This window comes from Vibrio sp. D417a, assembly GCF_030248595.1.
Taxonomy (GTDB): domain Bacteria; phylum Pseudomonadota; class Gammaproteobacteria; order Enterobacterales; family Vibrionaceae; genus Vibrio; species Vibrio alginolyticus.
In genome coordinates this window covers 1-25,893 of the sequence record NZ_JAHGAM010000038.1, presented here as the reverse complement: position 1 = coordinate 25,893, position 25,893 = coordinate 1, and the positions used below count along the sequence as shown (strand labels likewise).

Here is a 25,893-nt window from a genome sequence, read left to right as displayed (position 1 = left end):
GTGAATACCGATGGCTCTTATAACTTCACGCTAGAAGGTCCAATCGACCACGCGGTAGATAGTGACGAGCTGACACTGAACTTCCCAATCATCGCAACCGACTTTGATGGCGACACGTCTGCTGAGACAATTCCTGTCAAGATCCTTGATGACAAACCGACACTTGGTGGCATCGAAGCAACAAGTGTGCAAACGGTTGACGAGGACGATATCCCAACAGTCGGATCTGATGGTACGCAGTCGAACAGCATTGCAGGTAACTTCATCGCGACTGATGGTTCTGATGGCATTTTGGAGTACAGCGTTTCTGACCTGACGACGCCAGTACAAGGCCTGACCTCTGGTGGTCAATCTCTGGTTATGGTTGAAGTATCAAACGCAGGTGGCGTTTCAGTTTACGAAGCTCGTATTGATGGCACGACGACACCAGTATTCCGTGTGACCCTTGATGCCTCTGATGACAGCTACACGTTCGATTTGCTTGCTCCTCTCGATCATCCAAATGCTGATGGCCAAAATGAACTGGTCATCAATTTACCGATAAACGCGACTGACTTTGATGGAGACGTGTCGAACAACATCACCTTACCAATTACGGTTGTGGATGATGTTCCGACCATTGATGGTTTGCTAGCAGGCAGCGAACAAACCGTTGATGAAGATGACCTACCAGCAGGTACGGATGCTGCAAGTGCAGAAGATACTGTTATTTCAGGTACTTTTGATATCACCGAAGGTGCTGACCAAGTTGCTTCTATTCAGCTGAGTGACCTGACCACGCCTGTTGCGTCACTGACTTCAGATGGTGAAGCTATCACCTTAGTTCTGTCTTCTAGCGCAAACGGCGTGAACGTATACCAAGGTGTTGCTGGCAATCCTGCTGAAGTGGTTTTCGAACTGACGCTGGATGCAACGAACAACTCCTATGAGTTCGATTTACAGAAGCCGCTTGATCATCCCGATGGTAATCAGCAAAACGAGATTGTTATTAACCTCCCTGTGACGGCGACAGATAATGATGGTGATACTTCACCAGCCTTCACATTGCCAATTACCGTTGTGGATGATGTTCCAGTTGTTACCAATATTGAAAGTCTACGTGTCGACGAAGATGACTTACCTCTTGGTTCTGATGGAACGAAAGAGCCATTAACGGTATCAGGTGAGTTCGAAGTCACTAGCGCAGATGGTATTGATGCTTTCGAATTGGATCTAAGCTCAAATCCTATCCCGAATCTGAAATCGGGTGGAGAAGAGGTAACACTTTCTCAAGACGTTGGTGCTTCAACTGCTGACGCGCTTGTTTACGTGGGACAAACTCCGGGTGGAGTGACTGTCTTCACGTTGACACTTCATCAAGATGGTAAATACGACTTTGAGTTATCTGGTCAGTTAGATCACGCGGTTAACTCTGATGAGATTTTGTTGAATCTACCTGTGAAGATCACGGATGGCGACAACGATATCATCACTGCGACCTTGCCAGTGACGATCGTAGATGACAAGCCAACCATTGATGCTATTAGCTCTGGTAGTACCTTGTCTGTGGATGAGGATGATATTCCGAGCCAAGGTTCGGACGACACGCCAGAATCCAATATCATTGGTGGCAACTTTGACGTTACTGATGGTGCCGACTCTATCGTTAGCTTCCAGTTGGATAGCTTAACGTCGCCTGTTTCTGGACTTACCTCAGGTGGTCAACCGCTTGAGTTGGTTGAGTTTTCAAATTCAAACGGTGTGATTGAGTACCGAGCTTATGTACAAGGTACGACGGACACCGTCTTTAAACTGACGCTAAATGGTTCAGCAGACAGTTATGAATTTGAACTGTTGGGTGCACTTGATCATCCTGCGGGTAACGATGAAAACTCGTTAGTCATCAACTTCCCAGTCAACGCGACCGATTTTGACGGCGATGTGTCCAATAACATCACCTTGCCGATCACAGTAGTGGACGATGTTCCAGCGATTGTGAAAGTGACAGACTCAAGCCAACAAACCGTTGATGAAGATGATCTTGCTGGTGGCTCTGACACGACAAGTAGTGATTCAACGGTATTGAACGGCGGATTTGAGGTCGTTGCTGGTGCAGACAAGATTGTCAGCTACCAAGTTTCAGACCTCGATGCAGTTGTGTCTGGCTTAACGTCGAACGGCAGCAGCATCGAGTTGAATCTAGTAGGCACGAATGGTGGAGTAACCAGTTACGAAGCGGTTATTACTGGCACATCAACTAAGATCTTCACGCTGTCTCTTGATGCGAATAATGACAGCTACCAATTTGAGCTGTTGGGACCAATCGACCATGACGCTGTTCAAGGTGAAAACAACCTTGTCATTGATATTCCAATTACAGTAACAGACTTTGATGGTGACACGTCATCATCTCTGAATCTTCCAATTACCGTAGTTGATGACATTCCCGAAATTAAATCAGCAGATGCTTTGGCTGTTGATGAGGATGACCTTGCCAACGGCTCTCAGGCAACCAACAAAGACAGCCTAGAAGCAACGGGCAATTTCGATACGGTGGAAGGGGCAGATACCGTTGTCTCTTACCAGTTAGATCTTACTTCTAACCCGATACCAGGAGTAACTTCAGGTGGTCTTGCGGTGACGTTAGTTCAAACCGCGGTAAGCAACAACAACTTTACTTATCAAGGTCAAACACCTGATGGTAACTCAGTGTTCACGCTAGTTTTGAACGCTGACGGCTCTTACAAGTTTACGCTTGAGGGTGCGCTAGATCACTCAACTCAAGGCGAAGATACACTCATACTTGATCTCCCAGTCTTTGCGACCGATGTCGATGGCGATACGGCCGGTATTAACTTACCAGTGACGATTACCGATGATGTTCCAACCTTGCACGATGCATCTATTTCGCGTGTTGAGGGACAAGGCAGCCGCACGGTTCGTTTATTCCAAGACCCTGTAGAGGGGGATGATGACCTTGGTGCTGACGGCGCACAAGTGACTTCATTCTCGGCTGATGATTCAGGCATTTACTTCAAGCAAAACGGTGTTGATTCCAATTCTGTTCATTTAAACGGCAGCAACCAAGTTGTGTTCGTTCACAAGGTTCTTGACGGAGTAGATACTGAAATCGGTCGTTTGGTTGTTCGAACCGATGGCAGTGTGTCATTCCGTCCGAATGACGATCTTGACCATACCGAAACCGACTCGATTGATTTCACCATCAACGTTGTTGCAACCGATGGTGATGGCGATATCGCAGATGCCGATGTGGATATCTCGATAAGAGACCGCAATGCGCAAATTGACACGTCTACCGTTACTGCGTTCGAAGACCAAGGGCGTGATGGTGTCGTTGTGGGCGTTGACTCTGCAAATACTCAGGACAACTTGTCGACGCTGGATGTTAACCCTGCGAAAGTCGACTTGGTTATCAATTTACACGATATCGACCGTAACGAGAGCTTAGGTGACATCACTATTCGAGATGCTGATACTCACAACGGTACGTTCTACTACCGAGACGGCAGTGGCAACTACATTGAATTAACATCTGTGGGCAATACGGTTGTTCTCGACGCATCAAATGTTGAGCAGTCATTCAATGGTGAGCTTGTCTCGTTAGATAACTTGTACTTCGTACCAGATCGTCATACATCAACCGATGCTTCTGGTATCGATCCTCGTATCCGCGTGGAAATTCTTAACAATGGTACGCCAGATCATACGATTAATGGTCGTTTAGATATTGAAGTTGCTGCCGTCGCAGATATTGCAACGTGGACGGCAAGCAGCGAATTTAACTACTCGGTTGATGAAGATGGAAACAATGTCGCACTTAACATCACGGCTGAAACCCAAGACACTAGTAACCCTGAAGGCATTGTGTACGAGCTTGTCTTTACACAAGGAGAAGGTAATGCAGAGTTAGTCTATTCAGATGGTAGTGCGATACCAAAATCCGGTGGTGTTTATCTGGTGGATGCAAGCCGAATTGATGAAGTTCAAGTTGATCCGATAGATAACTTCTCGGGTGAAATCAGAATTGATGTCACCGCTATTACGACGGAAAACAACAATCCACTGCTTGGGAAAGATACCGCTCGCTCAGAAACCGAAACCATCATTATTGATGTAAACCCAGTTGCGGATAAAGGTAGTTTTACTGTAAACCGAATTAATGTGTTTGAGGATAATGCTCGAACTCAAAATACGGTAGACCCTGTCACTGATCACGACCCACTCCAATTAAGTGAAGTGATCACCATGAAACCATCAGCGGACGTAGATGGTTCTGAAGCGTTATTTGTGCGCATTTCTAACTTCTCAATTGATGGGGTTACTTTGGTGTGGCTGGACTCAGCAAACCCAAGTCAGATAGTAGAAGTGACCGATTCAGGCGGCAATGTACTTTATTACGAAGTGCCAGAGTCTGAATTAGCGAACGTCGAAGTTCTTCCTCCGTTGCACAGCAATGATGACTTTACTTTCAATGTCGAAGGAATTGTGAAAGACACTGCATCATTGTCTACCGGTACGACAGAAGATGTGTTGTCACTGGGCAGTAAGACTGTCATCGTTGGTGTAAAAGGTGTTGCTGACATACCAGACACGGTATTAATTGACGCGGGGAACGTTTGGAACCGGTTCGTAGACGGAGATGTGGCCGGGATAGAGACGACTATCGAAGAGAATGGTGTTGTAAACCTTAACTTCTCGGTTGTATCTGGTGAAGTTGCCGATAGACCACAGGATGATTCAGAAGCCATTACTGTTATCCTGTCCAACATCCCCGACGGTGTTCGTGTCGTAGATTCAGACGGCTCAAGCGTTGACCTCACCTTTGTTGGCTATGATGGTAACGGTCAACCGATTTACGAAGCAAACATCACCGGGCTGAATTTTAATTCCGGTATTCAAATTATTCCGGAAGCCTCTTCAACTGAAAACATTGCGATTACAGGGACGATCATTGTTACCGAGAATGATGGTCATAGTCGTGTGATTGAAAGAGAGGTAAGGATCAAGGTCGAACCCGTTATTGATGCTCAAGATAACTACGTTGTTCGATCGGAGGGAGATGAAGATACGCGCTTTAACATCGATTGGAAACCGACGCTCGTACAAAGCCCTGATACCGATGAGTTCTTTAGTGATGTAACCATCTCTGGATTTCCTCCAGGCAGCACGGTCTATGTAGATGGTGTGGCACAAGCGCTTGTTTCTGGAACACTAACGCTTTCACCGCAGGCTGGTGAATCAGAGCAAGATTTTTCCGCTAGAATCTCTCAAAGTGGCTATGTTCAAGTCCAGTTGGAGCAGGATTCAAGTACTGACTTTGACTTGACCACAACCGTCACTGTGAAAGAGATTGACCATGAATATGTTGACGCTTCGAATCCCGGTGAAGGTATCGCTGAGAAAACCATCAATGGTACGGTGAATGTCCAAGTTAATCCAATCGTTGAGCCAGAGGATAATACGAGGGCAATAGATGACCAAACCCGTCTGCTTGTCACTGAAAGTGGTGGTGGTGCTACCGATATCGTGAAGTCAGACGATCAAGGTAACATTGACTTTACGATCAACACTTCTATGGGGGGTGAATCTGGTGCTCATATCATTAAATATCAAGAGTTTGATGCGTCTTCAGATGAAGTGGTGACTCAACTTGTTGTTCAATTTCACAATGTGGACCCTGAGATCCTCAACCAATTGGTTATCGTCGGTGCACTAAATGAAGGCGGAGGTCGTTGGACAGTAACCAATGAAGATAACTTCTCAATTAAAGCGCCGTCTGGTCTTGATTTAACACCAAACGATGACAGCGACGATGGCGATAACGGTGGTCTCTCTCAAATTGGCTTAACCATTTACGCAGAAGTGAATGATTTGGGCGAAGATTTGGGCAACGAAAAAGATGCGACGGTCATGCGTCAAACGGATGTGACACTTGAATTTCCTACCGTTCTCACACCACAAATGAGTGTAGCGGCAGAGATTCAGGTGGCTGATGATGTCCAAATTCAAGCGTTGGAAGATAATTCTATCAACCTTGGTGCTCAGTTAACGTCGAAAGTTGATGCGATTAATGCAGATGGCGTGGAGGATGTCTTGACTATTATCGTCGATCCTTCAGCTCCTGGCATTCCTCCTGGTTTGGTGATCACGGGGACGGATATCGACTTTGTCAATGGCAAATACGTGTTCCAAGCCCATATCGATGCGAGTGGAAATATTACTGGCCTTGATGGTTTGACGATGCACTTGGCAGAAGATTACGCAGGTGATTTCGATTTACCAATTCGGTTCGTCACTAAAGACACTGAGTCCGGTGATGAAAAAGAAAATAATGTCCAGTTTCCAGTTCAGGTTTTACCGGTTGCAGACGTTCCGAGTTCAGCCGGGGATCAGCCGTTGGATAGCGATGTCACACCGAATGTAAAAGTAGATATCGTTGGTACTTTCGGCTTGGATGCAAACAAACAACCTGTAACTGATCTAAATAACGACGTTCCCACGGCGGATGGTGTTGGTTACGAAGATGGCTTAATCCAACTTAACTTGAGTGTTGATTTTGCCGATCAATTTAACAACACTCAAGGTGGTCGAGAAACACTAACGAACATCAAGTTAGAGCTTGATGACACAACATTAGGTGAGTTTGTTGATGTCAATGGTAACAGCTTAGGAACCAGTATTGAGTTTAATGAAGCTGAGATTTTAGCTGGTGCGCTTGACAATGTTCTGTTTAAGCCAAAAGAAAATTACCCCGTAGGTGGTGGCCAAAATACCGTCAAGATTAATATCGAGGGAGAAATTACTGATGAAGCTGTGTTTGATCAGTCTATCTTGAATAACTCTGGCGATAATATAGATGTGAGAACCTTCACTGACGATGTCACATTTGAAGTTACGCCAGTCGTTGATGACATTACCATTACAGGTGCCGATCCGACGCAGCCAATCACGGTGATTGGTGACGAAGATACTTTAATTTCGCTGAATCAATCGGGCTCTGGTGTTTCGATCAGCCTGAACGATAATGACGGTTCTGAGAGTTTCGTTTCACTCAAGTTAACGGGGCTTCCTGATGACTTTATCGTTAAATCCAATTCCTCTGATTATGTTGTTAAGAACAACGGTGGGGGCGAATGGAGTATTCAACTAAAAGATCTCACTCAGACGTCCATTGACCTGAGTGACATCCAAATTAAACCGCCAAAACACTTTAGTGGCGAGGCTGAGATAGGTATTACGGTCTTCATTCAAGAGGAGTTGCTACAAGTTCCAACGGAACGAAACAACAACTTTACGCTTATTGTCAATCCTATTGGTGATGATGTTGATGTGAATCCCGATACTTCGGCTGCAGGTAATGAGGGCGAAGACATTGTTATTAATGTAAATGCGTTAGTGGTTGATAACAAAGAGTCCATCGGAGATGGTGCAAACTACCAAGAAAATGATCCAGAGACGCTGAGAGTTGAGGTCTCCAATGTCCCTGATGGGGCGAGTGTTTCATTACCTGATGGGACAGTGTTTACTGACCAAGGCGGCGGCATTTTTGTCCTAGAAATCAATGCTCAAGACTTGGATCAAGTGGTGTTTAATTCTGGGGATCGCAACGATAACTCATGGGATGGTTCGCTGCATTTCAAAGTGCAAGCCGTTGATACTGGGCTCGATGGCAGTCAAAGCTTGGGCTCCGCAGAGGAGTTTGATGTCACTGTTGATGTTGAAGCAGTGAACGATCGTCCAGAGTTCGTCAATACCGTGGATGTGGAAACACCAGAAGATACGCCAATGCTGCTTGATGGTTTCAGCATTACCGATATTGATGCCGTACTCGATGATCCGAATGCTGAATATGTACTCAATGTGAACGTCGACAGCGGTATCTTGGAGCTTAATCCAACGCTCATCGCTACTTACAACCTAACCGTGAGCGGTGATGGTACGGACTCCGTTGAACTGAAAGGTACAGTGGCCGATCTAAACAATGCCATTGCAGACGGTCTGATTGAGTTTAATCCAGACCTGAACTTCTTTGGTGACGTTCAGGTGGACGTGACAGTCGATGACCAAGGTAATGAAGGTATCGTAATTGGTGGGGTAGATGACACCCTAAATACCAACAGCAGCAGCTTCAATATTGAAGTGACAGCGGTGAATGATACCCCAGAAACTACGCCAGTGACGCTACCGGATATTGAAGAAGATAGTGGTGTGTTCTCCATCTCTGAAGCGGATCTTATTGCGAATGCGACAGACGTAGAGAACGATAACCTCACGGTCAGCAATGTTCAGTTAACGGATCCGAATTCGGGTAGCATTACTTTCAACAGTGGTACGGGAGAGTGGGAATTTACCCCAGCACCAGATTACAACGGTCCAGTTGAAATCACGTACACCATTACAGATGATGGCACGACAAGTGGTGCATCCGATCCTAAATCGGTTAACGGCAGCGCATCGTTCAACGTAACGGAAGTCAATGATGCTCCAACGACGTCTGAAGTGGTACTTTCTGATATCGCAGAAGACAGTACGGCGGTTGAAATTACCCAAGCTGATTTGTTAGCGAATGCTTCTGACATTGAAAACGACACCTTGATGGTGAGTAATGTCCAGTTGGCTGACCCAAGCAGCGGCACATTGGATTTCGACAACGTAACAGGTACATGGTCATTTACTCCTGCGCCTGGCTACAACGGCAAGGTCGATCTGACCTACGACATTACCGACAACGGTACAACGAACGGTGTTTCTGATCCTCAAACGGTGTCAGGAACGGCGACCTTCGAAGTCACTGAGGTGAACGATGCACCGGTAACATCAGAGGTAACGTTGAGTAGTACGGAAGAAGATGGTGGTTCGGTAACTATTACGGCTACTGAGTTGCTGAGCAACGCAAGTGATCCTGAGTCAGACAACTTGACCGTCGATAATGTTGCGTTAGTGGACCCAACTTCCGGCACGTTGACTCAAGTGAGTGCGACAGAGTGGACGTTTGAACCCGCAGCAGATTTCTTTGGTGACGTTAATTTCACTTATGAAATCACAGATGACGGAACCACTAACGGCGCTCCAGACCCAATTACAATCGCGGGCACAGCAGTGTTGAATGTTGAAGCTACCAATGACGCACCTGAAATCACTGCAGCGTCGGTAACGGATACGATCAATGAAGCTGATGGCCAGAAAGTAACGGGTATTAGTGTGAGTGACGTCGACTTTGCGGGCGCACAAGCAAATGAAAGCATGACCGTGACTCTTACAGTTACCGAGGGCGACCTTCGTGTCGAGCCGCCAGCAGGTAGTGGTGTGACTGTTGGGGCGGGGATGGCTGGTGAAATAACCCTAATGGGCACACCAGATAATATTAACTCCGTTCTTGGAGCAACAGACGCTTCTGAGGGTGTATTTGTGGATGCAGGAGATGTCAACGCAGCTTCAATCACTTTATCGGTGAAAGTCGAAGACAACGGCGTGTACTTCGAAAATGCATCGGGTACCGCATTGGAGGCGAATCAAGACTTCACTATCAATGTGACACCTGTAGCTGATGCACCTACATTGAGTATCAATCCTCAGTTTAATTACATTCGTCAAATTGCGGCTAGCCAAACCGCGAGCAGTCAAGGTTTAGCGATTGTCGGAATCATGGCGGCGCTTACTGATGTTGACGAGGTGCTGTCTTTGGAGCTAACGGGCGTACCAGTTAGTGCTGAGGTAACAAGTGGCGTTTCTCCATCAGGCATTAGCTTCGATGGTACCACTTGGACAGTACCAAGCGATGAAATTGATACGCTAGAAATTGTCGCAACAGATACTAACAGTGGTATTGATGTCGGTTCTTACGATATTTCGCTTACGGCGATATCAACGGAATCTAATGGCGATGAAGCGCAGTCTTCACCTGTCCAAATTAGTTTGGATGTGAGTAGTGATAGCGACGATATTGACCAGTCAACCGCAGTGGACGACAGCTATTTAGTCGGCGGAGACACAGGTACCAACTTGATTGGTGGAGACGGTGACGACGTTATTCTGGGTGGTGATGGTGATGACGTGCTTATCGGTGGCTTAGGCTCAGATATCTTAACGGGTGGAGACGGCAGCGATATCTTCAAGTGGACGGTAGATTCCGTTGATGAAGGGGCAGTGGATACCATTACTGACTTCACTGTTAACGAAGACAGTATCGATTTACGTGAAGTTATCTCTGATCTCAATAACTCAATGATCGACATGGATGATCTGCTTGGTCACATTTCGGCAGACTACGATGCATCGACGGAAAGTGTTTCTCTGAACATTACGACGGATGCAAATGTTCAACAGACTATTGTCGTGGAAAACTTAGGTACTTCAATCGACTTCAACGGTCTCAGCTCCAACGAGATTGTAGAGTCATTGCTGAACAACGGTGTTATTGATAACGGATAAACCTGTATACAACATAAGAATGGGCGGCTCTGATAAGCCGCCCATTTTTTTCGGGAAAGCTTGATTTTAAACAGGAGATATTTGAATCGAAATAGAAAGCAAGAACGAAGCAAAGGGGTTATCTTGTTACAACGTTATAGTGATAGTTGGAAATTAAAATAGCGATAATTTGACGTTAAATCGCCTAAACGTGGATGTCTAGCAAGCTGCCAATGATTTCATTGTTTTTCTCTATGACAGACGCGCCAACTCGGTTATAACCAGCGGCTTGAGCTAGGTTGATGAGAAATTCAACTTTTTGAGAGGGAAGGCTAGGTGTTGAGGCTGTTATTGCGACATCCGCAACCGCAGCTAAATCGATGTTGTGATCAGAAAGCTCTTCTTTTACCTTACTTACATTATTGCTAATGCCATGTGCAGCTTTCTCGGCCATTTGTTGTGACATCTGAACGATGTGGTATCCAGATTGAATTCCCGATACAGGCATATCACTACTCCCAACATTATGATAGTGAGAGCATAGGTGGAGTTTATAAAACGTTCAAGTGTTTTATATCAATGACTTGATTAGGCAAACAGTTTGGCAAGCATTTCTCTTTCTTCACCAGATAGAACCGGTTTTTGCGCTTTATTTAGTTTCACGCTGATCTCACCTTGTAATGACTTTAACTGACTTGCCGTTAAATCACTGAGCTTTTGTTTAAGTTCATTAAATTGTTGTGCGTTCATCTCAATACCTTCGTCGTGATTCGGTTTATCCGTCGTTGCCCGAAATTCTTCATCCTTTGGATACAACATATTTATTCAACCAAAATAGATTAGAATTTGATCGATTGCTTTTTGTCCGAATATTGTCAAGGTGTGTTAAGTGATACGTCAGATTTTTCCTAAGAAGGTACATAATTACCCACTTTGGGGTAGGTGGAAACGTAAAAAGAAAAAGGGAAGCGATATAGCGCTTCCCTCTTACATATGGTTTGAATGTTACTAACTTACTCTGACGGCAAACTTGCTAGCAAGTGAATGAAGCTCTGGGAGCATGCGATAGATAAGATGGAGTTGTTGCAATACCATGCGGGCAGAGCTGTCGTCTTCATCGCGCCATTCATTTAAGCGTTGCTCGAGTCCAGCATCATCAATATTAGATAGATCACACTCCTCACAATGCTGGTGAAGCTGTTTATGAAGTACATCCAGATGTTGATGAATACAACGGTGAGCATCTAAAACGAGTTTATGAATTGACTCATCTTCGATGCGAGTTCTGTGCGCGCCTAATGCAGAAATATAGTTCAACATTGCGTGATTTAACGTTAGGAAGCGAAAACTTTCATCAACAGCTGCGCGATATTTGCCAGGCTCCGCCAGCATCGTACTAATCGCAGAAGAGAGTGAGGCATCATTATTGTGGGCCTGGCGGCGAGCGATACGGTAGCTCAAATTGTCTTTCTTGCCGATTCTATACTGACCAATGATCTGATCGAGATACTGCTTGTTCGCCTCTATCGCATCCGACATAACTTTGTGAAGCCTTCTCGACTGCCAGTCGGGCAAAATAACTAATACAGCTCCTACTGCAAGCACACACCCGATGAGCGTATCTGCTAGTCGAGGAAGGACAACTGCGTAACCTTCACCTAGTTGATTAAATAAGAAGAGGACGAGCAGTGTAATAAAACCAGTCGCGTACCCATAGTTGTTCATCCGGAAGGCGAAAAACATCACACCAGAGATAACGATAAATACTAACTGGCTTTCTTGAGAAGGAAAAAAAGTCAGCAATGGTACACCAATCAACAAACCAGCTAATGTACCTATTACTCGCGCCGTCAATTTTTGGCGAGTGGCACTGTAGTTCGGTTGGCATACGAATAAAGTGGTTAAGAGTATCCAGTAACCTCGGTCGATGTTGAATATTTGAATGATTCCATAGCCAATCGTTAAGGCAATTGACATACGTAATGCATGCCGAAACAGCATCGAATCTTTGTGTAAATTTGCTGATATACGCTGCCACATCGCCTTTAGCGTGTGTGGGTTGGTATCGGCGAGGGTATCTTCTTCGAGGCCTTCGACATCTGGGTTGTTAATGTTATTAAGTTGTTTTTCTACCGTCGCTAAGTTATTGAATAAATATGTTAACTGCATCAGAAGACGTTTCCAGTGCCCTTGCTTTTGTTCTTCTAGATAAGCAAGAGAGTTTTGTACTTCAGCTAATGCCAGAATAGATTGATCGGTATGGGAGTATTCATTTCCTAGCTGAATGGCTAGTGCAATATCACGACACGCTTGGGCTTGAGACTCCAAAAGATATTTAAAACGAAACAGCACATCAGAACGTTCAAATTCGGTCGCTAAATCCTGATAGCGATAATGGCTAGAACTGACGCGTTCGTGAATGTCTTGAGCGATGAAATAAATATTTAAAAATCGGTCACTAGGCCCATCAATGTGACCCCGTTTCGATCGGTTAAGTAATGTGGTTTTACAAGCGTTTAGTGCCGTAACCGTGGCAGCATTGCATTTTGCAGCTTCAATCCGTAGCGGTTGTGGCGTCAAGTTGGTCACAGGGTGAAAAAGCTTGGCTTTCGCATCAAGATAATTCGCCATTTGGAAGAACACATTGGCTAAGCTTTGTTGCACCGGTTGAAGAGGCCAAAATATCTGCCAAATCATGGACATGAAGTAATACCAGGCGGCACCAGTTAAAAGCAGTAGTGGCTGAAACCAAATGTTGGTGCTTTCATGTGCGCCAAGCATAGTATAAATAGCGATCAGCAACGAACCAAAAGCAATACTCGCGTACTTAGGACCTATCGCCCCAAGAATGATGAAGCCGAAGGTTGAGACAAATAATCCCAACGCAAAAGCCCATGGGGTATCGAACAAGATTTCAATTGAAAAAGCAGCAAGCGCAAAACAGAGAAAGGTGAGAATCAGAGCCTTGATGCGTCCAGTGAAACTGTCATCACTTTCAGCCAAAGCAGCAGCAATAACGCCTAATATTAATGGCGTTATCAGCGTGTTTTGCTCGAAGTACCAAGTTGGGATAACCACACCCAGTAAGGTAATGAGGATAAGAACGCTGTAATTTATCGTCTTGTTTGCCCAATATAGCCGAAATTTAGAAGTTGCTTGCACAATGCGCCTTATGTTTCCGATGAAGAACAGGGGGAATACTACCAGACCCACTATAGCGCGTTTATGATTTACTTTAAGAAAAATTCGTGGTTGCTGATAAAATCAGCAGGGATGTCATTGACTTATATTAAAGCTGCCAGGTCATGTATTGAGGATTGTAAAGCCAGCTTCAAATAACCTCGGCTTTAGGTTATTAAATCGACAGTAATGTGAATTTTATTAAAGAATAGAAGAAGAAGCTTACTTAGGAGCTCGCCGTTGCTACAATTTAGCGCCTTAAAATGATATAAATCGACAACTTCTAAACTAAAAGGCGCACGTTTCATGCAGCTTACTGCCACTAGCAAAGCACAGTTTTTTATTCAAAATGAGTACCATCACGTCGAAATAAAAGAGAACAGTGTTTTATTAAGCTCGATAGGCAGTGAAGAACATATTCCTTTTACGATCTGGAATGGCAAAGTTAGCGTAAAGCGTGGGTTATTATGGAGCTCTTTACAGTTTTTTGCTCATGAACACGAAGGCAAACAACAAAGCTGGCTAGTCCAAGGTTTACCGTGGCCACAATGCCGAAAGTTCGCGCTTGAGGCCGTTCGTCAATATCAAGAGTGGCACAACACTCAGTGCCGAAAACTGGCTGAGTATCTACCTAAGTGGGAAGAAGAGCTTTACAAACTAAAGCACTTGCCTGCTTACTTATCGCATTCTCAAGTGGTCTCCTGGGTTGAAAGTCTTAACCAAGAGTTAAGCGAGATGAAAACCACCCTAGAAGAAGCCAAAATGCGAATGCCGAATCGTATGTCGCAAATAGAGCCTTGGCTCATTGATACCTCTGAGGCGCTTGGTGAGCGTAATCGCGATTGGCTAGAAGCAGAACGTCCAAATTGGGAAGTGCTGTTTAATCAAATTGAATCCTCTCCTTTGAATTTATCCCAGCAATATGCGGTATTACTCAACGACGACCACAACTTAGTTCTTGCTGGTGCCGGCTCGGGCAAAACCAGCGTTTTAACCGCACGAGTTGCCTATTTGTTGCAAAGCCATCAGGCTCAAGCAGAAGAGCTTCTCATGTTAGCGTTCGGTCGTGATGCGGCGACTGAAATGAAAGAACGCTTAGTAGATAAAGTGGGCATGGCGGCAGACGGTGTGCGCGTCAACACATTCCATCAGTTGGGCTTGTATATTCTTAAACAAGTCGAACAGCAACCTGTCGAAATTAGCCCTTTAGCGTTGGACGAAAATCAACGAACGGCATGGTGTGTAGACTGGTTGAAAAAACATTGGATGACACCCACCAACTTTAAACGTTGGCAAAAACATTTAGACAAATGGCCGATTGCGTACCTAAAAGGGGATGATGAGTTAGGAAGCCATTCAGAAAATCCAAAACTGATCGCTTGGCTAGATTCGCAGCTGTCTCATTTAGCGGCGGTAGGGTTGACCAAAAAGCAAGTACAAGAAAAGCTCGTAAACCACCAAGACTATACGCGTTTAAATAGTGAACTCGCCTTATGCTGGCCATGTTTTACAGCGTGGCAGAAAATGCTTAAAGAAAGCAACCAAGTGGATTTCCCAACCATGATCAGTCGTGCGACAGATTATGTGAATAAAGGAAAGTTTGTCTCGCCATGGCGCTTTATTATGGTCGATGAGTATCAAGATATCTCTCCAGACCGTCTGGCATTGATTGAAGCACTGTGTGAATCCACTCAGAAACAAGCAGGTGCGACGTTATTTGCTGTTGGCGACGATTGGCAAGCGATCTATCAGTTTGCAGGAGCGGATGTCGATCTTATCACTGGCTTTAAAGAACGCTTTGCTCACTCAACCGTTCATCACTTAGATACAACTTATCGTTTCAACAATCAGATTGGTGATGTAGCGAATACATTCGTGCAGCAAAACCCATCGCAGTTGCCGAAAACACTAAACAGCCACAAACAACGCAAGCAGAAGAGCGTACATACCGCGCCGAGCAATCAAGTGGAAAAGATCTTGGATCACTTGAATCAACAAGCCAAGCAAACCAAGTCAGTTTTATTGCTAGGACGTAACCATTATCACAAGCCCGATTTGTTCGACGATTGGTTGCGACGTTTCCCTAATCTCGATATTCGCTTTATGACTTGCCATGCGAGTAAAGGACGCGAAGCTGACTTTGTGATTATTCTTTCTGTGGATGAGGGGCAATTCCCCGCTAAGAAGAAGCAAATTCACATTGATGGTGCGTTGACGGAGTCCAAAGACAAATTCCCTTACGCAGAAGAGCGCAGGCTTTTTTACGTGGCGATTACACGTGCGAAAGAGAAGGTTTGGATCACGCATACTGGTGCGGGGTCTGCATTCGTTCAAGAGCTCGTTAATGGTGACTATCCCATCGTGACTTCCCGTTAAATGCAACGTTTAGAATGTTAAAAACAGCAAGGGCGATACTTGGTATCGCCCTTGCTTTATTTGGTTGGCATCAAAGCTTACATGCGTTCAGCAAGATAGGCTTCGTAATCCGGTACTTCGATGTCTACTTCTTGCTCAAGAAGAGGGGAGTTAAACAGGAACTTAGCGGTGGCTCGGTTCGTTGCTACAGGAATATTCCAAACACTAGCAATACGAAGAAGCGCTTTAACATCTGGGTCGTGAGGTACGGCATTCAGTGGATCCCAAAAGAAAACGAGAACGTCGATTTTGCCTTCTGAAATGAGAGCGCCTAGTTGTTGATCACCGCCCATCGGACCACTGATCATGCTCTTGATCGCAAGTCCAGTTTCTTTACTCAGCATGTGTCCTGTCGTGCCAGTTGCGTAAAGGAAGTGACTCTGTAGCTTTTCTTTGTTTTCTTTTACCCAGCGAAGTAGCTCAGGTTTGCAGTTGTCGTGAGCGACCAAAGCCACATGTTTATGGGTTGGCATGGTACGAATGGTTTTTTGCATCAAGATGTTTCCGTTTGTATGATTTTAAAATTGTTGTGACTCAATAGAACACGTTTTTGGTCTTTCAATCAACAGCCTTAACACGGAATGTCGGCCTATATTCTGACGGAGATAACGATTCTTCGATCGTGTCGTCATGAAGCGTCTTCGGAGTCAGTGGTTTGATGGTTGGTGAGGCATGTTTGTCATAAGCTTCACCTCTTAAGTAATGCGTTGCTTGCATCACGGAAAGCCGACCTTGCTGCACCATTTTATCTGTTGGTGCGAAGAGTACTTTGTTACGTAACAGGCCTCGATATACACCATGACTTAAGTACACAGAAACTAAACCGATCTCCTCAGCTTTGCCGGCACTGCGCAGCTCACTGATGGCCGCTTCAATCGCCACTGCACTGCCAACAATGTAATCTATATTTCCCATATCGATCACACGTTGAACCAGGTTACGTTGTAACTCCTTGTCGTTGTCTGCCCAAAATGAGTCAACAATGTTGATATCACTTCCTTGTATCGCTTCATAAAATCCGGCAGTAACGGGTTTCGTACCACCACGAGTTCGCGGCCCCAAAAGTAAGGCAATGTTGGTTTTTCCTGACCCCTTTGGATGGCGAGCTGCCAAATATTGACCCGCTTCGTATCCCATCCAATGCCAGTCAACACCGACAGTCCCTTTTAGCAACTCACTTTGTTCTTCATCCAAGTCGAGTTGGTTCACAGTAGCAAAAACGGGAGTATTCCCCACCCAATTTTTAAGTGAATGCTCGTAAGCCTGTGGGTCCACGGTCCCAAGGATAACCGCATCTGCTCCCCATTGGTTACACAGTGCGAGTTGTTGTTCTTGACGGGTTTTGTTTGGGTAGCCGCCCGCTTCAAGGACTCGTAGCTCGACACCTTCTCTTTTCGCTTCGGACACCATTCCATAGTTTACTGACAACCAGTATGAATCCTTTAGGTGAGGGTATATTGCACATATTTTCTCTGCGGCAACCGCTGGCAAAGAAGCAACTAGGGTTAAAGTGGCTGCAGAATGTTTGAAAAATGTGCGAAATGAGTGTTGATTTTTAACCATGAAATGAAGTTCGTTGGCATAGATTAAGTAAACACTGCAAAATATAACGTAATATGTCGCTGAACACGAACATTAAGGTCATGAAAATATGCTGCTAGCAACTGCAAGCATCGGTCGTAAACTTTTGTTGTCTTTCATTGCGATGGCAATACTGGTCATGTTATCGGCACTTATTGGTGTGTCTGGATTTTCTTTGGTTGCCAAAACCGAAAGAAATGTCGTGGATTCTGCGATTCCCGCCATGATTGAGGCGAGACAAGTCTCTGAGTTGAGTACTCGTATTATTTCGTCTGTACAAATGTTGTCGAACGCAAGAAACGAGCAGGAAAGAAAGGAGTCAGGGCGAGTGCTGTTCGAACAGCTCGAGTCTTTACTCACTCACATCAAGGAGCTCGGGAGTGAGTCGTTCGATTCTCAATTGTTAGAAGCTTTAGAGAATAACGTCCAGAACGTTATCGACAATTTGGCAGAACTCGGTGTTTCGGTTGAAAAAAAGCTGTGGCTTGCAAAAGAGATAGATACTCGTGTTGAAGAAATGCGTCTGCTCAGTGAAGAGCTAGAACAACTAACTCGTACGCAAGTTCAGAATACAAGCACCATTGCTGTTGCTAACGTCACGCATATTTATGACTTATTAGAATCGAATAAAAAATCGCAAGTTTATCAGGCGCTAGATGCACTGGTGGAGGTCGATCTTGATCTGACTGAGCGATTGCATGAACTGCACTTGTTGGCTTTTAAAATGTTGAATCAGATTGAAGAGGCTCGGACATTAACGAATATTGAGCGAATTCAACAGGTTCAAAGTGATTTCGATAGCAACCTCAAAATCATGCAACGCCGTGTACTCGCTGTGGAAGATCCTACGCGCTCTAAGCAAATGAGCCAACTGCTCATAGAGCTTGGTAAGCGTCAGGTCGTATTTTCTATACTGATGCAGCAATACGAGAATAACGAACAGTCACAACAACTGATGCAAAAGACATTAGAGTTGTTCTCAGAGCTTAATGGCACGGTCAACAAATTGGTTGATGATTCAAACAAAACCACTACCGTCGCTGTAGACCAATTGACCAGCACACTGAAATTCGCTCAGTGGTCTCTAACCGTTATTTCAATTGTTGGTTTGATTGTATTGGTGCTGATTTTATGGCGTGTGGTGTACCTTTCTGTTGTGAAGCGGTTAGCTGAATATTCCGCTGCGTTGCTGTCTGTGGCGCAGGGTAATTTAGCGGTTGAGTTGGAAGTGAAAGGCAAAGATGAGTTGGCGCATATGGGGCAGGCCATCATCACGGCTCGTGATACCGCGCAAGCACTAAAAGTGGTAGCAGAGGGTGAAGCTCAAGCCAAGCGAGAGCTTGAGGAGCATAAAGAGCATTTAGAAGAGCTCGTTGAGCAGCGCACTTCGCAGTTAAAACAAGCAAACCGCCGTTTGAATGAAGAGGTTTTGAATCACGCTAAAGCTCGCAAGCAAGCAGAGCAAGCGAGCCGAGCAAAATCGGCATTCTTGGCGACGATGAGCCATGAGATAAGAACGCCAATGAACGGAGTGTTGGGGACAGCACGCTTGTTGATTGACTCAGGCCTCAACCCAATTCAAAAGCGTTATGCGGAAATCATTAATCGTAGTGGTAAAACGTTGCTCGCGATCCTTAATGATGTACTGGATTACTCCAAGATTGAAGCGGGGCATTTAGAAATTCGTCACATGGGCTTTGATTTACACCAAATGGTGGAGGACACTTTCCAGTTAATGAACAGTCGAGCACAAGAGAAGAAGCTGCTGTTCTCCTACCATATTGAAAGTGATGTTAGTCGCTACTGGAAAGGGGATGTCACCAGAATCAGTCAGGTGCTGAACAATCTTGTTGGTAACGCGATTAAGTTCACTGACGAAGGAGAAATTGATATCTACGTTAGCCTGAACCCAGAGGACGAGTCGCAAGTCCTATTTGAAGTATCAGACACTGGAATAGGAATTGCCAAAAAATACCAGAGAACGTTGTTTGATGCCTTCACGCAAGCTGAAGGTGGGATGAGCCAAACTGGAGGCACGGGGCTTGGACTTGCTATCAGTAAGCGAATCATTGAAGCGATGGGCGGTGTTTTAGAAGTCGATTCCGAAGAGGGAAATGGTAGCCGATTCTGGTTCTCTATTCCGTTAGAGGAAAGCGAACCTGTTGAAACAGGAACCGTGGCAACCGCACGTTGCAAAGTGAAAGCAAAGGTCTTGCTGGTAGAAGATAATGAAGTCAACCGAGTGGTCGCGGAAGGTTTTCTAGAAAGCATGGGGCATCAAGTCGTGATGGCAGAAAACGGCTCACAAGCAGAGCAACTGATCAGCACACAAGATTTTGATATCGCTTTGGTCGACATCAACCTCCCTGATTGTGATGGAACTGAGTTGATCCAACGCTTAAAGCGGATTGAGTGTGATAAGCCGGCCAATAAAGCGCTTGCCGTCACGCCAATGATTGCAGTGTCTGCGCACGTTTTTGCGGAAGAAGTTGAGCGCTATCTAGCCGCTGGTTTTGACGGATACTTGCCTAAGCCATTGGCAAAAGAGGCACTCGCGGCATTGATTCAGGATGCGCTAGACGGAAAGCCGTTGTTGTTGCCACAAAATGCCGACTGTACCCCGTTTGATCAAATTTCGCCTCAAGAACAAGAGCTACAATTAAAGGTCGTTCAAGCACCTAAAACAAAGGAACCCGATGTGGTTAGCATTAATCCGAGCGTGATTGAGTCCGATATGAAAATCTTGGGCAGAGATAAGATGTTGCACATTATTAATCTGTTTAGAGCCACCAGCACCGATGTATTAAGCAAGCTGCAAGCGTCTGCTGAGGACAAGGATAGTAAAGAAGTAAAGAACCTTGCCCATAAATTAAAGGGCAGTGCAGGAAGTTTAGGACTAACTGCGCTAATGAACGCTTGCCAAGCAATTGAAGCCGCGCCTCAACCTCTAGATACCTATAATGCGACTAAAGATGATTTAGTTTCTCAAGTGTCTGCATCAATTCAAGCTCTGGATGAGTTAATGGCGAAGTAATCCATCGAGCATTGAAAATAAAAAAACCTCCGGCTTTCCGGAGGTTTTTTCTATTCGGTCATGTCATCTTCCCACTCGAATCGAGTGTCTAGGGCATAAGGGTCATCATCAAAAGGATGTTCCACTTTGCCACGCAAGTATTCGAGTTGATGCTCAAGCATATTGACCGTTTCGTAGTCTCCCTCAGAACAAGCAACGTAAATCTGTTGTTCAAGAGCGGCAATGTTATCTCGGATACCCATGAGAACCCCCTTAAATCATCATCGATTCTCAAAACGATTATAGTCAAGTAATCCAAATTCGATCGGTTGTTTTGTACGGTACCAATTATGTAAACGATCGCTAAATGACCAGAATTTTTCTGAGCTTCTACGAATCGCAAAATTATCCAATAACTTAACGTAATCGGACTCGTTTTGGATGGCACTAAATTGATCGACAAAATCTTTTACTTGGTTTTCGTTGATCGAGAAAAATGCCGCAGGGTAGCTTCCCACAACGCCGCGTACAATGGTCATATCATCGTTAGCAAAGTCACGGTTACTTTCTTCATCAAACAAGCTAGAGATGTTTGTGTGTGCATTGTTGTGAAGTAAGGTGAACAGTTCATCTTCCCCTGATTGACTTCTCACCATAAGCATAGTGATTTGCGGAACGGTTTTTAGGCCTTCACCACGAACGTGGTCAATACGTTTTAGTTGCTTTTCACTACTCGCAGAAAGAGCCGTGTCTTGAATTTCGTAGCGAGGCAGAAGCACATCTGAAACATGTTCGCTCAACAACTCCACCAACTCCGTTTTTGGATCGTCACTCTTATACTGAACGCTGGTTGGTTGGTTAAACGGCTTCACATTTCGTTGTAAAAAGTCACTCAACTGCGGGCTTTGATCTTTATACCAGCTAGATTGCAGTTCATGGCGCATATCGGCGGGTAACAACGAGATAAAGTTACTTTCGCCTTCTAGACGCAAGAAGTCCATAAACATTCGTGTCATGAGCTGATGGCCGAAGTTACCGTAGACGTCAAACCCAGCAACAAGCAAATAGTGGATACGCTCTAGTAACGCGTAGTCAAGAATCCACACTGTTTTAGGCTGCTCACCAACTAACCCTTGAACAACAGAAGCACTATCAAAATGGCGGAATATCGTTAATGCCGCATTATGGTTGGTGCCATTACCGTCCCAAATTACATCGGTGGATAGGTTTTCACCTTCTTTAAACCAGTTATTAGTGAACTCAGATTTAGCCTCTAGGTAGCGAGCTTGCTGGCGTGCGTACTTGACCCAGTTGGTAACAGGTAGCGTGTTACTTTCTTGTTCTGCCGGTAGTTTTAGGTTATCAGCCTGAGATCGGTAAAACTCATTTACTTCTGGGATGTCTGCTTTATCTGGATCAAGGAAAAACACCCAAAAGCGATCATTGATAACATTCAATGCCAGTTGGCCACGACAAACTGGGCCTTTGATGTATGCCATTATTGTATTTTGTGCATTATCTAGCATGAACTTAAAGCGCGACTTCACTGGAAGGTCGATGAATGATGTCATCGGGTTTGCAGCAACTTCTGGTTCATAACTCGGTAGCTGACTAACCATATAATCAGCATCAATAAACCAAGTTTTCCAGTTCTCTATACGTTGCTTGTTTAACGCGAATGGCATGTGAGTTTTATCTACTATGGTCCCTTGCTCTGGAATAATTCGATAAAACACACGTTCAACCCCTGGATCATCGTACGGGCGACGCGTTGAAATACGTTTGACGGGCTGTCCTGGTGGTGTAGCAGAGCGGACGAGCGTGAAGAATCGGGGATCTTCATCGAGTTCCGAAAAGTAGAGATGAGATAAAAACAAATGCTCATATATATACCTAGCCATCAGCTGATTTTTCAAATCAGAGTGGTTAAGTAATGCTTCGTACTTATCTATTTGCGCTTGCTCTTTCTCACTAACAGGTTGGTGAACGTTCATTATTGCGCCGTTTTCCAACCAAGTCATGAGTGTGTGGTATTCACTGTTTGATAGGTTTGGCATACCAAAAGGCATTCCCCAGGTCGGGTTATCCTTTTCGTATTGCTCGTATTCTTCAATCGTCGGACAGGTTTGCTCTCGGTCTATCGAAAAGTCAAAGCCTTCTAACTGGACTTGGTCAGGCAATGGGTGGCGCTCTTTTTGTTGTAGCAAACGTGCGATAAGGCCTGCATCAATGTTGGCTGCCATGCTTTGATCACGTTCGTTGAGAACCGGATGAAAACCCGCATCGCGCCACTCTTGGGTTGTTTCTGCATCTTCGAATAAGCGTGTTGGTGCTGCGGCTGTGAGTCTTGTTCCTTCATATACCAGTGCTTTACTCGCACCACGGTCAATGCCCTCAACAGAAGAGAGCTTAAGTTGACATGGTGCATCGTAGCACGCGTGGCAGACGACACAGCGGTTATCCATAATGGGTTTAACTTCGCTTTGGAAGAAGTTTGCTTGAGGGGTTTCCACGTCAACAGTGCGTTCACGCACGAGCTGTGGACCAAACAGTTGATCATAGTTAAGACCAGCATAGGTTGCACAGCCGGCAAACAAAGTAGCAATGCAAAGTGTAAAAATTAAGCGCAAATTCATTGAGTTATTTTACGTGATTAGAATTTGCATTAATTAAAGCAAAATAAGCGGTCAATTACCAAAAGTTGGGTCAATTAGCGTTAATTTTTCTGTTGATTGTCTGAGCGCTTGAAAATGTAACCCTGGCGGTGGACTGTCTGAATTCTGTCTGTCGGAACGCCTTCGTGAACTAGACGCTTTCTCATTCTGCTCATGTGCATATCGAGTGCTCGATCATGTTCAGTAAATTCACGTTTTAGTACTGTTTCGTAAAGAAAAGGCTTACTAAGTACTTGATCTTGATGGTGAGTGAGAGTTTGCAGCAGCTTAAATTGAATGCTTGTTAACTGAACAGATTTCTTGTTTGGCAAGTAATTGAGTACCACAGAGTGAGTGTGCTTATCTAGTAATAGCTCCTCATCATTATGGTGAACGCTGTTGTGTTGGCATTGGGAAGTTTTTCCATTTGAAACCTTGGAGTCAAGCACACGGGTACCTTAATTATTAATAGTAGTAAAACGTATTATCATTAATATTTATATAAAAGCAATCAGGTACTTTATGAGCACTGTGATATGCGTAGACAATCTTAATACTTGAGATTAACAGTAGTGATGAATGGTGCGATGTCGCTCTGAACTAAAGTGCTATTGGAGTGCGTATTAGCTACAAATAACGGTGTAATGTTAGGCAAAGATAGAAAGAATTCTCATTTAGTAAATTCGCTTATCCGCTATTTGTGAACTATACATTCTGTTGCAGGAAGCACTTTTCTAATACACACAGAGGTTTATATGACAGCGAAATATGGCGTTAAACGCCGATTAGCGATTCTTGCCGCCGCTTTAATCGGTGCGACAAGTAGCAGTATCGCAGCAGAGAAACCAAATATTCTCGTCATTTGGGGTGATGATATTGGCCAGTCCAATCTCAGTGCTTACACGTTTGGCTTGATGGGGTACAAAACACCAAATATAGACAGTATCGCCAAAGAAGGCATGATGTTCACTGACTATTACGGTGAGCAATCTTGTACAGCGGGCCGTTCTACTTTCATTACGGGCCAAACCGTTCTTAGAACAGGTTTGAGTAAAGTGGGGCTTCCAGGTGCTGATCTTGGCTTGAAGGAAGAGGACGCAACCATTGCCGAAATGCTGAAGCCGATGGGCTATATGACAGGGCAATTTGGTAAAAACCACTTAGGTGATAAAGATGAGCACCTTCCTACTAATCACGGCTTCGATGAATTTTTTGGCAACCTTTATCACTTGAACGCCGAGGAGGAGCCAGAAAACGTCGATTATCCTAAAGATCCTGAGTTTCGTAAAAAGTTCGGTCCGCGCGGCGTTATCCGTTCGTACGCTGATGGCAAAATTGAGGATACAGGACCTCTAACTCGCAAGCGCATGGAAACCGTGGATGAAGAGACGTTAGATGCGGCACTCGACTTTATGGATCGTGCAGTCAAGGCTGAAAAACCTTTCTTTGTCTGGTGGAACGCAACTCGTATGCACTTCCGTACTCATGTGAAAGAAGAGAACTCTGGAAAAACAGGTATCAGCGAGTATGCAGATGGTATGGTCGAGCATGATAACCATGTAGGTCAGCTACTGAAAAAAGTGGATGATTTGGGTATTAAAGACAACACAATCGTCTTTTACTCCACCGATAATGGCCCACACATGAACTCGTGGCCAGATGCAGGTACAACGCCATTCCGTGGAGAGAAAAATACCAACTGGGAAGGTGCGTACCGAGTTCCTGCGATGGTACGTTGGCCGGGTAAAATTAAAGCTGGCTCTGTTTCGAATGATATCATGCATCACATGGACTGGATGCCAACGTTCGTTGCTGCCGCGGGTGATGACAATATCAAAGAGAAATTGCTCAAAGGTTATAGTGCGAATGGTAAGAAATTCAAAGTTCACCTAGACGGCTATAACTTCCTACCATATTTGACTGGTAAAGAGGATAAGGCCCCACGAGAAGAAATTTTTTACTTCTCAGATGATGGAGACTTAACTGCACTTCGCTATAACAAATGGAAGCTGGTCTTTATGGAGCAACGAGCAAAAGGTACGTTGCGTATTTGGGCTGAACCATTCACCACACTTCGTGTTCCTAAGATCTTCAACTTGCGTATGGATCCTTACGAAGTGGCTGATATCACTTCTAACACTTACTACGATTGGATGCTAGACCGTGCTTACATGCTTGTTCCTGCGCAAGCTTACGTAGGCAGATTCCTTGAAACGTTTAAAGAGTTCCCACCAAGGCAAAAAGCAGCAAGCTTCTCGCTCGATCAAGTGATGGAGAAACTAAAAGAGAACCCAAATAAGTAAGAAAAGCTAAGTGAAGTTCTGACCCGTCCTGATATGGGTTGACACTTTTTAACTAAAACGCTCGATGTACTTCATCGGGCGTTTTGTATTTTAAAGCCGTATGAGGCCTCATTTGATTATAGATATCTACGGACTCTGCTACCATCGTCCTTGCTTCTTTCAGATCTTTCGGTTTCTTCAGCAAGAGCTCCATTTTGAGTATCCCATTTACACGCTCAGCTAAAGCATTCTGATAACAGTCATACCCGTCAGTCATTGAGCAAGTCACTCTATGTTTCTTATGGATATCTTGATATTCCTTCGAACAGTATTGTGAGCCTCTATCTGAGTGGTGTAT

General features: G+C 44.8%; 13 protein-coding genes. 4 read left to right on the top strand and 9 right to left on the bottom strand.

Going from position 1 to position 25,893, the window contains the following annotated elements; translation table 11 throughout:
- On the top strand, positions 1-10,431 hold a 10,431-nt coding region (locus KI742_RS22060; RefSeq protein WP_285386333.1), incomplete at its 5' end, for a cadherin-like domain-containing protein.
- A gap of 184 nt (positions 10,432-10,615) precedes the next feature.
- On the opposite strand, the gene KI742_RS22055 is transcribed toward KI742_RS22060, so the two are convergent.
- From KI742_RS22055 to yccS, 3 genes are all read right to left on the bottom strand, one after another.
- Positions 10,616-10,918, bottom strand: a complete 303-nt coding sequence (locus tag KI742_RS22055) for a hypothetical protein (protein ID WP_062731017.1) — start codon at positions 10,916-10,918, stop codon at positions 10,616-10,618.
- An 80-nt stretch (positions 10,919-10,998) separates the two neighbouring features.
- The gene (locus tag KI742_RS22050) at positions 10,999-11,229 is read right to left on the bottom strand and encodes a hypothetical protein (protein WP_005376575.1); all 231 of its coding nucleotides are present in this window, start codon (positions 11,227-11,229) and stop codon (positions 10,999-11,001) included.
- 189 nt (positions 11,230-11,418) lie between these two features.
- Positions 11,419-13,572 carry a YccS family putative transporter gene (gene yccS, locus KI742_RS22045; protein WP_064354722.1) on the bottom strand — a complete coding sequence of 718 codons (2,154 nt, stop codon included), beginning with the start codon at positions 13,570-13,572 and terminating at the stop codon, positions 11,419-11,421.
- A 324-nt stretch (positions 13,573-13,896) separates the two neighbouring features.
- On the opposite strand from yccS, the gene helD reads away from it, so the two are divergent.
- Positions 13,897-15,966, top strand: a complete 2,070-nt coding sequence (helD, locus tag KI742_RS22040; protein ID WP_005376572.1) for a DNA helicase IV — start codon at positions 13,897-13,899, stop codon at positions 15,964-15,966.
- A gap of 77 nt (positions 15,967-16,043) precedes the next feature.
- Here the strand turns inward: helD and KI742_RS22035 are convergent, their stop codons facing one another.
- Entirely contained in the window at positions 16,044-16,499 is a 456-nt protein-coding gene (locus tag KI742_RS22035; RefSeq protein ID WP_005376571.1) for a methylglyoxal synthase, read from the bottom strand.
- Between the two features lie 64 nt (positions 16,500-16,563).
- A complete protein-coding gene (gene torT, locus KI742_RS22030) occupies positions 16,564-17,613 on the bottom strand; it encodes a TMAO reductase system periplasmic protein TorT (RefSeq protein ID WP_225466754.1) in 1,050 nt (349 codons plus the stop codon).
- A 43-nt stretch (positions 17,614-17,656) separates the two neighbouring features.
- Between torT and torS the strand changes: the two genes are divergently transcribed.
- Positions 17,657-20,620 carry a TMAO reductase system sensor histidine kinase/response regulator TorS gene (gene torS / locus KI742_RS22025; RefSeq protein ID WP_285386334.1) on the top strand — a complete coding sequence of 988 codons (2,964 nt, stop codon included), beginning with the start codon at positions 17,657-17,659 and terminating at the stop codon, positions 20,618-20,620.
- A gap of 50 nt (positions 20,621-20,670) precedes the next feature.
- Here the strand turns inward: torS and KI742_RS22020 are convergent, their stop codons facing one another.
- The 3 genes from KI742_RS22020 to KI742_RS22010 form a co-directional block, all read right to left on the bottom strand.
- Positions 20,671-20,862: a hypothetical protein gene (locus tag KI742_RS22020; protein WP_005376565.1), complete on the bottom strand. Its 192-nt coding sequence runs from the start codon at positions 20,860-20,862 to the stop codon at positions 20,671-20,673.
- A gap of 18 nt (positions 20,863-20,880) precedes the next feature.
- The gene (locus KI742_RS22015; protein WP_285386335.1) at positions 20,881-23,235 is read right to left on the bottom strand and encodes a fatty acid cis/trans isomerase; all 2,355 of its coding nucleotides are present in this window, start codon (positions 23,233-23,235) and stop codon (positions 20,881-20,883) included.
- An 80-nt stretch (positions 23,236-23,315) separates the two neighbouring features.
- Entirely contained in the window at positions 23,316-23,702 is a 387-nt protein-coding gene (locus tag KI742_RS22010) for a winged helix-turn-helix domain-containing protein (RefSeq protein WP_213968448.1), read from the bottom strand.
- 306 nt (positions 23,703-24,008) lie between these two features.
- Between KI742_RS22010 and KI742_RS22005 the strand changes: the two genes are divergently transcribed.
- A complete protein-coding gene (locus KI742_RS22005) occupies positions 24,009-25,556 on the top strand; it encodes an arylsulfatase (protein ID WP_005376560.1) in 1,548 nt (515 codons plus the stop codon).
- 52 nt (positions 25,557-25,608) lie between these two features.
- On the opposite strand, the gene KI742_RS22000 is transcribed toward KI742_RS22005, so the two are convergent.
- Positions 25,609-25,893: integrase core domain-containing protein (locus KI742_RS22000; RefSeq protein WP_285445308.1), on the bottom strand; the 285-nt coding region annotated here is incomplete at its 5' end.

Excerpts from the sequence above, each read along its gene's own strand:
- KI742_RS22020 (WP_005376565.1), bottom strand. The coding sequence starts at position 20,862 with ATGGGTATCCGAGATAACATTGCCGCTCTTGAACAACAGATTTACGTT.
- KI742_RS22015 (WP_285386335.1), bottom strand. The coding sequence starts at position 23,235 with ATGAATTTGCGCTTAATTTTTACACTTTGCATTGCTACTTTGTTTGCC.
- KI742_RS22055 (WP_062731017.1), bottom strand. The coding sequence starts at position 10,918 with ATGCCTGTATCGGGAATTCAATCTGGATACCACATCGTTCAGATGTCA.
- KI742_RS22050 (WP_005376575.1), bottom strand. The coding sequence starts at position 11,229 with ATGTTGTATCCAAAGGATGAAGAATTTCGGGCAACGACGGATAAACCG.
- torS (WP_285386334.1), top strand. The coding sequence starts at position 17,657 with ATGCTGCTAGCAACTGCAAGCATCGGTCGTAAACTTTTGTTGTCTTTC.
- helD (WP_005376572.1), top strand. The coding sequence starts at position 13,897 with ATGCAGCTTACTGCCACTAGCAAAGCACAGTTTTTTATTCAAAATGAG.
- KI742_RS22005 (WP_005376560.1), top strand. The coding sequence starts at position 24,009 with ATGACAGCGAAATATGGCGTTAAACGCCGATTAGCGATTCTTGCCGCC.
- KI742_RS22035 (WP_005376571.1), bottom strand. The coding sequence starts at position 16,499 with ATGCAAAAAACCATTCGTACCATGCCAACCCATAAACATGTGGCTTTG.